At 61.6% G+C, this 9,253-nt stretch carries 9 protein-coding genes; 3 read left to right on the top strand and 6 right to left on the bottom strand.

Annotation, left to right across the window (positions count from 1 at the left end; all coding sequences use genetic code 11):
* From B4E36_RS15085 to B4E36_RS15060, 6 genes are all read right to left on the bottom strand, one after another.
* Positions 1-590: ectoine utilization protein EutA (locus B4E36_RS15085; RefSeq protein WP_345900531.1), on the bottom strand; the 590-nt coding region annotated here is incomplete at its 3' end.
* Positions 591-626: 36 nt separating this feature from the next.
* Positions 627-1,064, bottom strand: coding sequence for a universal stress protein (locus B4E36_RS15080; RefSeq protein WP_292056758.1), 438 nt, complete (start codon positions 1,062-1,064; stop codon positions 627-629).
* Positions 1,065-1,080: 16 nt separating this feature from the next.
* Positions 1,081-2,364 (bottom strand): TRAP transporter large permease, encoded by a 1,284-nt coding sequence (locus tag B4E36_RS15075; RefSeq protein ID WP_292056756.1) that lies wholly within the window; start codon positions 2,362-2,364, stop codon positions 1,081-1,083.
* A gap of 10 nt (positions 2,365-2,374) precedes the next feature.
* Complete coding sequence (locus tag B4E36_RS15070) at positions 2,375-2,956, bottom strand: TRAP transporter small permease (RefSeq protein ID WP_292056753.1); 582 nt, start codon at positions 2,954-2,956, stop codon at positions 2,375-2,377.
* A gap of 84 nt (positions 2,957-3,040) precedes the next feature.
* Positions 3,041-4,063 carry a TRAP transporter substrate-binding protein DctP gene (dctP, locus tag B4E36_RS15065; RefSeq protein ID WP_292056752.1) on the bottom strand — a complete coding sequence of 341 codons (1,023 nt, stop codon included), beginning with the start codon at positions 4,061-4,063 and terminating at the stop codon, positions 3,041-3,043.
* Between the two features lie 315 nt (positions 4,064-4,378).
* Positions 4,379-5,767, bottom strand: coding sequence for a PLP-dependent aminotransferase family protein (locus B4E36_RS15060; protein WP_414673764.1), 1,389 nt, complete (start codon positions 5,765-5,767; stop codon positions 4,379-4,381).
* A gap of 63 nt (positions 5,768-5,830) precedes the next feature.
* On the opposite strand from B4E36_RS15060, the gene B4E36_RS15055 reads away from it, so the two are divergent.
* The 3 genes from B4E36_RS15055 to B4E36_RS15045 form a co-directional block, all read left to right on the top strand.
* The gene (locus B4E36_RS15055; RefSeq protein WP_292056749.1) at positions 5,831-6,319 is read left to right on the top strand and encodes an Lrp/AsnC family transcriptional regulator; all 489 of its coding nucleotides are present in this window, start codon (positions 5,831-5,833) and stop codon (positions 6,317-6,319) included.
* Positions 6,320-6,470: 151 nt separating this feature from the next.
* Positions 6,471-7,961, top strand: coding sequence for an NAD-dependent succinate-semialdehyde dehydrogenase (locus tag B4E36_RS15050; protein ID WP_292056747.1), 1,491 nt, complete (start codon positions 6,471-6,473; stop codon positions 7,959-7,961).
* Positions 7,962-8,016: 55 nt separating this feature from the next.
* Positions 8,017-9,253: aminotransferase class III-fold pyridoxal phosphate-dependent enzyme (locus B4E36_RS15045; RefSeq protein ID WP_345900530.1), on the top strand; the 1,237-nt coding region annotated here is incomplete at its 3' end.

The raw sequence follows: 9,253 nt of genomic DNA, 5'->3' as shown, positions 1-9,253 counted from the left end.
GCCTCGTTATCGGGGCCATCGGCCGCCATTGCCGCCTCGACGATCGTCTGCTTCGAAAGCCTCGCCATGTCGCGATCATCAGCCAGTCCCAGACAATGATGGCTTGCGACATTGAAGCCCTGCGAAGCGAAATATCCGGCGACAGCCTCGCTTGCTTCCGGCAGATAGGGCGTGACGATGGCGATACGGTTCACGCCAAGCGCCTTGAAAGCGAGCGTCGCGGCGCCCGTGGGCAGCACCACCGGAATGCCGGGCCGGGCGGCATGGATGGACCGCTCGACCGTATCGACCCCGATTGTGGCCGCGGCGGACGTGCAGGAATAGCAGATGCCGACAAGCGGGACGCCCGGCGTGATAAGCGCCGCGGCATCGGTGAGAAGCGGCGCCATCTTGCGCAGGTTTTCCGGCGTCGTCGGATTGGCGTACTGCACGCGCGTCGTGTGCACGATCGCCTCGGGCGGAAAGATCCGCACGAAGTCCGGCTCCGTCGTCATGTCGGTCGCAAGGGCGATGAGCCCGAAACGCACAGTTGCGCCGGGGCTCTCATAGCCGATCTGTTGTGGCGACATCGAAACTTGTGGCTCTGCCATCACGCTCTCCGGGAAACGCACAGACGCGAAGCGGCGTCAGACGACCAGTACTGGACACGACGCCAGGCTCGTCACCTTATGGGAGACGCTGCCCAGCAGAAAACCCTCTATATCGCCCATGCCCCGGCTGCCGACGACGATCAGATCGGCGGCGTGCTCGGCGGAGAACTTCACGATGGTGCGCGCGGGCTGGCCGCTCTTGATGAAGGCGCGAAACTTGGTGGCGCCGGCTTCCCTGGCCAGCACCTTGGCCTCGTCCGCCACTTCCCTGGCATAGCCGCGCATAGCGTCATCGATGTTCTCCGGGGTCTGCGGACGCACCATCGACATCGAACCCTCAAGCAATGAGTGGTGTCGGAATACGGTCAGCATGAGAAGCTCGCCCTCATATTGCGCCTGCATCTGCGCACCGTAGCGGATGGCCTTCTTCGAGCCTTCCGACCCGTCGACGGCAACGACAATCGTCTTGAACATTCCTTTCCCTCCCGGTTTATCTGAATGCCAGATCGCGCGCGAAGAGTGCGATCTGCGGGAAGAAGATCAGGGCCACCGCGACACCCATGAGAATGAGGATGAAGGGCGGCGTCCCGCGGATCACCTCGATATAGGGTCGCTTGAACACCGCGATCGCCGTGAAAATATCACAGCCAAACGGGGGCGTGGCCGAACCGATCGCAACCTGCAGCGTGATGATGACGCCCACAAGCACCGGATCGAGACCGACTGCATCCACGACCGGCGCGAAGATCGGCACCAGAACGAGGATCACGACGATCGGATCGACGAACATGCAGCCGACGAAGAAGGCGATCGAAATGACGAACAGCACGCCGATCGCCCCCATCTCGGTAATGCCGATGGCGCCGAGAATTGCCTGCGGCACCTGCGCAAACGAGATCACCCATGAAAAGGCAGCACCTGCGCCCACCAGAATGAACACAACCGCCGTGATCAGGCCGGTCGACTTGGCGGTCTGATAGACCTCGCCGACCGTGATCGAACGGAACACCAAGACTTCGAGAAGCAAGGCATAAAGCACGCAGGCCGCGGCGGCTTCGGTCGGGCTGAAGACGCCGCCATAGATACCGCCGATGATGATGACGGGAAAGCCCATCGGCCAGAGGGCTGCAACCAGCGCCTTGCCGCGCTCGGACCATGTTGCCCGTTCCTCGGTCGGCACGTTGTTGCGCAGCGCGTAGATGTAGCTGTAGATCGAGAACAGCACGAGGATCAGCAGGCCCGGGCCGATACCGGCGATGAACAGCTCGGCGATCGAGGTATTGGACACGACGCCGTAGATGATCATGCCGATTGACGGCGGGATCAGGAAGGCAATGTCGGAGGCGTTGACGATCAGCGCCAGGATGAAGCTGTCCTTGTATCCTGCCTTCAGCATACGCGGCCGAAGCGGCGAACCTACGGCCACCACCGTCGCCTGCGTGGAACCGGAGACCGCGCCGAAAAGCGTACAGGCTGCTGCGGTGGAAATGGCGAGACCACCACGGACGTGGCCCACAAAGGCCATCACAAGATCGATCAGACGTCCGGCCGACTGCCCGCGCGTCATGATGTCGGCGGCGAAGATGAACATCGGAACCGCGATCAGCGAAGCCGGGCGGATGCCCGCCAGCATCTGCTGCACCATGGTTTCCATCTGCCCCATTCCGCCGAACATCGTGAAGAACCCGATGAAGGCGCCGACGATGAGCGGGATCATCATCGGGAAACCCAGAAGCAGGAGGACGATCATCGCGATGAAAATTGTAGCTGCCATGATTGCGTCCTCAGATCTCTAATTCGTCTTCTTCATATCCCTCGAGCACACTGGTCGAGAGATAGATGTCCCGCGACGTCATGTTCTTGATGGCCGTCAGCACATATTGCGCACCGGTCATGAAGAAGCCGATCGGCACCCAGATGAGGGTGATCCAGACGGGAATCTGAAGGGCGGGAAGTACGCGGCCGCGCGATGCCTGCGTCAGGAGGTAGCCAATCGAGTAATAGCAGAGCCCGAACATGAACAGCGCGGTCACCAGCGCGATGCCTATCATCAGCGGCTTGCGGACATTGCTCGGCAGGGCATCGTAGATCGCCGACATTCGGATGTGGCGTCCGTGCCGCGCTGCATAGGAAATACCCGCGAATGTGATGAGGATGATGAGAATGCGGTTGAGTTCTTCGGAGAAGAAGATGCTCTGCTGAAACGCGAAACGGCCCACCACATTGGCGACCGTGTTCAGTGCCATCAGCAGGACGCCGGTGGCGAGAAAGAAGGATTCTATCCGGCTGATGGTCGTGTCGATCACGCCCAGAACGCCGGGTAGGCTGGATTCATGCCGGTCGATACTGTCGCCGCTGTCGGTCATCGCACATGTTCCCGATACTGAGAGATACCGGGCGGGCTCTCACCCGCCCGGTCCTGTTCCTGATGAGGCCGGACGTATCGGGCCTTAGCCTTCTTCGGCAGCCTTCAGATCGGCCTTCATCTGGTCGAGAATTTTCTGGCCGGAATCGCCGGTCATCTCGATGAAGGTCGCTTCCACATCCGCGGCGGCTTCCTTGAAGCATTCGCGCTGCTCTTCATTAAGCACCGTCACCGTCATTTCGGGCTTGGCGTCCGTGATCTTCTTCAGCTCGGAATCGGCCAGACCCTTCTGGTAGTCGACGATGTAGTCGTAGGCTTCACTCGAGGCCTTCTCGATGAGCTTCTGGTCTTCCTCGCCCAGCCCGTCGAAGAAGTCCTTGTTGGCCATCACCGCAGTGGTGAAGTTGTTGTGGCCGGCATAGGTGATGTAGTCGGTCACCTCATAGAGCTTGGTCGAATACAGGAAGAAGGTCGGGTTTTCCTGGCCCTGAATGATGTTCGTCTGCAGCGAACCGTAGACCTCGCCCCAGGGCAGCGGAGTCGGCGTCGCGCCGAAGGCCTTGTAGCTCTCAACCAGCAGCGGGTTGGTCATGACGCGGAACTTCACGCCCTCGAGGTCGGCGCAAGATTCCACCGGCTCCTTGGTGGTCATGGCGACTTCGCCTTCGGGGAACATCGTGAGGAGTTCAAGACCCTGCTCGGCATAGAGCTCGGGGAACATCTCGTTGACGGCCTTGGAGTCCTTGTAGAAACGCGCAAGCTGTTCCTGGTCGGTCGGCAGCAGGTACGGCACGAAGAAGACCTGGGCTTCCGGGATCAGCGAGCCGGTGAAGCCAGGCGACTGGTCAACGAACTGAAGGATGCCGGACTGGGCCTGTTCCATGATGTCCGCGGATTCGCCGAGCGTGCCGAACGGGAAGAGCTGGACCTGGTGATCGGAATTGGCCTCGATCACTTCCTTGAACTTCTGGGCGTATTTGCCCTGCACTTCGTCCATGGCTTCCTCGAAGGCGTACTTCCAGGTGGCCGCATGCGCGGTACCGATACCGGCGACGGCGATCACGGTCGCAGCGATGGAACTGAAAAAGATTTGCTTGTTAATGCGCATAAATGGTTGCTCCCATTGTGTTGGTGCGCGACCGCAATGGCGCATGGGCCTGCCACGGTTATACCGGGCCGGAATATTGCCTCGATTTCGGTCTGCGCTGTCTCCGGCTTCGACGATCCGAATTGATCGCGCCGGTGTTCCCGCCCTATGTTTGTTATTGTTCTGATTTGGTAACGGTGAAACAATGACAATTTAGAGTCAATGATTATATTAAATCATTACAATTTCGAATTAAGCCTGCTGACAGTCAAAGCCGACCGTCCGGCAGACTTTGCTCGGTCATGGAACCAGGGGGATTGGTTGTGGGCGGCAAGCCTAATTGGTCAGAAGCGCCGGCTCGAAGCGGCTGCGGACAAGCCGGCTGATGACCCTCAAACCGCTCTCCAGCGTCTCGATCGACTGCCCTCCAAGACACACGCGCACCGCCGGCTCCGTATGATCATCGGCAATCGCGAATGCTTCTCCTGGCGCAACCGCAACGCCCTGCTGGCGGGCATGGGAGACGAAATCGTCCTCGCTCCAGCCGGGAGGCATCGGCAGCCAGATATGCATGCCGTTGGGCGAGGACCTGAAGGGGACGCCCGCCAGAATGATCTCGGCCAGCCGGTTGCGTTTGGCGAAGGCCTCGGCCTGGAAACGTGCAAGCATCTCGGCAGTCCCGTCCTCGATCCAACGTGCGGCTATTTCCGCCAGCATGGGCGTTGCCATCCAGTTGACAACGAGATGGCGGTTGGCGGTCGCGGCCTCCAGCGCCTCGGGCATGACGAGAAAGCCCAGCCGCAGTCCCGGCATCACGCATTTTGTCAGCCCGGTGAAATAGAAGGTTCGCTCGGGCGCCATATTGGCGATCGGCGCCGGGCGCTTGGCCTGCATTGGCCCCCAGGCATCGTTCTCGATGATGATGATATCGCGTTGCCGGGCGACATCGACGAGCGCGCGACGCCGCTCTTCCGACATGATCCGGGCCTGCGGGCCAAGGCCTGCGGGCATCAGGTAGACCGCGCGAACGGTCTCGCGCAGGCTTAACCGTTCAAGCGCTTCGGGGATCATGCCCTGGTCGTCGGACGGCACGCCGCGAAGGCGATAGCCGAGATAGCCGGCAAGGGGCTTGAGCGTATGATGCGTGAGCGTCTCGGCTGCGATCAGGTCTCCGCAATTGGCCGCGGTCAGGACCGCCAGCGCCATCGACGGGCTCGATCCGTTGGTGATCATAACCCCCTGCGATTGCAGTTCGATTCCGCAATGCCTCAGCCACTTTATGGCGTTCTCGCGGTATTTCCCGAGCGCGGTGGCTGGCCTGAAAGACGCGTAGATCGTGGTCGGCAGATTGTCGGCGAGATCCCTCAGCGCCTGCTTCATCACCTCGGCATGCATCGGCTCGAGCACCGGCTTCAGCAGCGACAAATCGATCATCGGGCCGTCCGGATTGCGCGGCAGGTAGGGCGTGCGGGTCTCGTTGCCCGTGGCGCGCACGAAGGTGCCGCGACCCACTTCGCCGCTGATGACGCCGCGCCTGATCAGTTCGTCATAAGCGCGCCCCACCGTCTGCACGCTCAGCCCGAGATCGTAGGCGAGATTGCGATGGGTGGGGAGACGGTCCCCCTGCTTGAGCTGACCGCTTTCAATTGCTTGCATAACCGCGTCGGCCAGCGAACGATAGGCGGGACGACGAAGCGTCCCGGGTTGTGGAGGCCATATTGTCATGATTTAGTGTGACCCGAAAAAGGGACAATTGACAAGCCCCTCGCCATTTTGTGGAAACCCGCAATGATCAAGCTCGACGACCGCGATATCAAGATCCTGTCCGTTCTCGACCGCGAGGGACGCATCTCCAAGACGGAGCTCGCCAGGCGCGTTTCCCTGTCGGCCACGCCCTGCTGGGAACGGCTTCAGCGGCTGGAGAAGGCAGGCATCATTTCTGCCTACCGCGCAGAAATCAGCCTGAAGAAAATTGCCGCCCATGTTGAGGTCTTTGTGATGGCGGAACTCGAAAATCACCGGGTCGAAACCATGCAGGGTTTCGAGCGGGCTGTCGAGCGCTACGACGAAATCGTCAATTGCTGGGCGCTGGGGGGCGGTTACGACTATCTGCTGCATGTCGTCTGCAAGGACATCGACACCTACCAGCGCATGATCGACCAGTTGCTCGGCGAAGGCGCGGGCTTTGCGCGCTACTTCAGCTATATTGTCACCAAGCCCGTCAAATCCGGGCGCATTCCCTTCGAGGCCTTGCTGTCACTAAGCGGCAAGGGTTGATTTCTCTCCCTTTCGACCCCGCAAAAAAGAGGAATCCTCTGCCCGGGACCTTCCGATAAGAGGATCCGACTGCCAGCCACCCGATAGTCTCGATGCATCCGATCGCCCCGCCCTGAGCGGCGATCCATCACGGACAGCACGGGAGAGCGACATGGCAGAAGCGCACCGCATCGATATCGACCGCCGAGACATGTTCCGTCTCGGTGATCCCAGACTCCTGCGCAGCTTCTCATACATTGACGGAAAGTGGACGGCGGCAACCGGCGGCGCGTCGCTCGGCGTGACCAACCCGGCTGACGGCTCGAAGGTCGGCGAAATCGCAGCGCTGAGCAACGACGACAGCGCCGTCGCAATCAACGCCGCGCAGACGGCCTTCCCCAAATGGGCGTCGCTCCTGCCGCAGGAGCGCTCGACGATCCTGCGGCGCTGGTTCCAGTTGATGGGCAAACACCGTGAGGATCTGGCCCGCATCATGGTGCTCGAACAGGGCAAGCCGATCTCGGAAGCACGCGGCGAGATCGACTATGCCGCGGCCTTCATCGAGTTTTACGCCGAGGAAGCCAAGCGCCCCAACATAGAGAGCGTGACCTCGCACCTGCGCGATGCCGAAGTCGAGGTATGGCGCGAGCCGCTCGGCGTCGCAGCGCTCATCACGCCGTGGAACTTCCCCTCGGCGATGATCACCCGCAAGGCGGCGGCGGCCCTTGCCGCCGGCTGCACCGTGCTTGTTCATCCCTCCGCCGAGACCCCGTTCTCCGCACTCGCACTGGCCGAGCTCGCGGAACGCGCAAGCCTTCCCGCCGGCGTCTTCAACGTCGTCACCGGGGATGCCGCCACGATCGTCGAGCCCTGGCTCAACGATGCCCGTGTTCGGGCGCTGTCCTTCACCGGCTCCACCGAGATCGGCAAGCATCTCTACCGTCGCTCCGCCGACACGGTAAAGCGCCTCGTGCTTGAACTCGGCGGCCACGCGCCGTTCATTCTGTTTGCCGATGCCGACATGGATCAAGCCGTCGCCGAGGCGATCAAGGCCAAGTTCGCAACCTCGGGCCAGGATTGCCTCGGCGCCAACCGCTTTTTCGTGGAACGCTCGGTCTACGAGACTTTCTGCGAAAAATTCGCCGCCCGCACCGCCATGCTCTCGGTCGGCATTGGCATGGACGACCCCGATATCGGCCCGCTGATGAACGAAAAGGCCGTCGCCAAACAGCGCCAGCATGTCGAGGACGCCGTCAGCAAAGGCGCGCGCTTGCTGACCGGCGGCAAGGGTCACGAGGCCGGCAACCTCTTCTTCGAGCCGACAGTGCTTGCCAATGTGTCCGCCGACGCCCTCATCATGCATGAGGAAACATTCGGCCCCGTGGCCGCGATCGTTCCCTTCGACACCGAAGAGGAAGCGCTAGCCCGCGCCAACGACACCGAATACGGCCTCGTCGCCTATCTTCACACACAGGACCCGCGCCGCATCTACCGCGCCAGCCGGACGCTGCAGTTCGGCATGGTCGCCGTCAACCGCACCAAGGTCACCGGTGCGCCGATCCCCTTTGGCGGCATGAAGCAGTCCGGCCTCGAACGCGAAGGCTCGCGTCTCGGCATGGAGGCCTTCACCGAAGTCAAATATGTCTGCCGCGACTGGGCGTGAGCCCGCGGCGGAACCGCGCAACAACACGCTTGAACGATAATCGAAAGGAAAGCCGATGCTTCGCAACGACCAGCTTGACCAGTGGGATCACGACCACTTCTTCCACCCCTCGACCCATCTGGGCCAGTTCGCCCGTGGTGAACTGAAGAACCGGATCGTCACCGGTGGCGAAGGCGTCCATATCTCGGACCGCGAGGGCAACAGACTGCTCGACGCGTTCGCCGGCCTCTACTGCGTCAATATCGGCTACGGCCGCCAGGAAGTCGCCGATGCCATCGCCGAGCAAGCCAGGGAGCTGGCCTACTACCACTCCTATGTCGGCCACGGCACCGAAGCCTCGGTGACGCTCGCCAAGATGATCATCGACCGCGCGCCCGCAAACATGAGCCGCGTCTATTTCGGCCTGTCGGGTTCGGATGCCAACGAGACCAATATCAAGCTCGTCTGGTACTACAACAACATCCTTGGCCGCCCCGAGAAGAAGAAAATCATCTCCCGCTGGCGCGGCTATCACGGCTCGGGCCTGATGACCGGTTCATTGACCGGGCTTGAACTGTTTCACAAGAAGTTCGACCTGCCCCTCAACACCGTCATCCATACCGAGGCGCCCTATTATTACCGCCGCGAAGACCTGACGATATCGGAAGAAGACTTCGTCGCGCATTGCGCCCGTGAGCTCGAAGCCCTGATCGAGCGAGAAGGCGCCGACACCATCGCGGCCTTCATCGGCGAGCCGGTTCTCGGCACCGGCGGCATCGTGCCGCCGCCCGCCGGCTACTGGGAAGCCATCCAGAACGTGCTGAAAAAACACGATATCCTGCTGATCGCCGACGAAGTGGTCACCGGCTTCGGCCGTCTCGGCACCATGTTCGGCTCCGCCCATTACGGTATCGAGCCTGACATCATCACCATCGCCAAGGGCCTGACCTCGGCCTATGCGCCGCTGTCCGGCTCGATCATCTCCGAAAAGGTGTGGAAGGTCCTCGAGCAGGGCACCGACGAGAACGGCCCGATCGGCCATGGCTGGACCTATTCCGCGCACCCGATCGGCGCGGCGGCAGGCGTCGCCAACCTGCAGCTTCTCGACAAGCTGAACCTGATCTCGAATGCCGGCGAGACCGGCGCCTATCTCAACAAGGCCATGTCCGACGCGCTCNNCACCGGCGGCATCGTGCCGCCGCCCGCCGGCTACTGGGAAGCCATCCAGAACGTGCTGAAAAAGCACGATATCCTGCTGATCGCCGACGAAGTGGTCACCGGCTTCGGCCGTCTCGGCACCATGTTCGGCTCCG

This window comes from Martelella sp. UBA3392, assembly GCF_002358775.1.
Classification (GTDB): domain Bacteria; phylum Pseudomonadota; class Alphaproteobacteria; order Rhizobiales; family Rhizobiaceae; genus Martelella; species Martelella mediterranea.
Note: the sequence above shows the minus strand (reverse complement) of the source record. Positions and strands in the feature narration are given on the sequence as shown.

Excerpts from the sequence above, each read along its gene's own strand:
- B4E36_RS15080 (WP_292056758.1), bottom strand. The coding sequence starts at position 1,064 with ATGTTCAAGACGATTGTCGTTGCCGTCGACGGGTCGGAAGGCTCGAAG.
- B4E36_RS15075 (WP_292056756.1), bottom strand. The coding sequence starts at position 2,364 with ATGGCAGCTACAATTTTCATCGCGATGATCGTCCTCCTGCTTCTGGGT.
- B4E36_RS15055 (WP_292056749.1), top strand. The coding sequence starts at position 5,831 with ATGATCAAGCTCGACGACCGCGATATCAAGATCCTGTCCGTTCTCGAC.
- B4E36_RS15070 (WP_292056753.1), bottom strand. The coding sequence starts at position 2,956 with ATGACCGACAGCGGCGACAGTATCGACCGGCATGAATCCAGCCTACCC.
- dctP (WP_292056752.1), bottom strand. The coding sequence starts at position 4,063 with ATGCGCATTAACAAGCAAATCTTTTTCAGTTCCATCGCTGCGACCGTG.
- B4E36_RS15060 (WP_414673764.1), bottom strand. The coding sequence starts at position 5,767 with ATGACAATATGGCCTCCACAACCCGGGACGCTTCGTCGTCCCGCCTAT.
- B4E36_RS15050 (WP_292056747.1), top strand. The coding sequence starts at position 6,471 with ATGGCAGAAGCGCACCGCATCGATATCGACCGCCGAGACATGTTCCGT.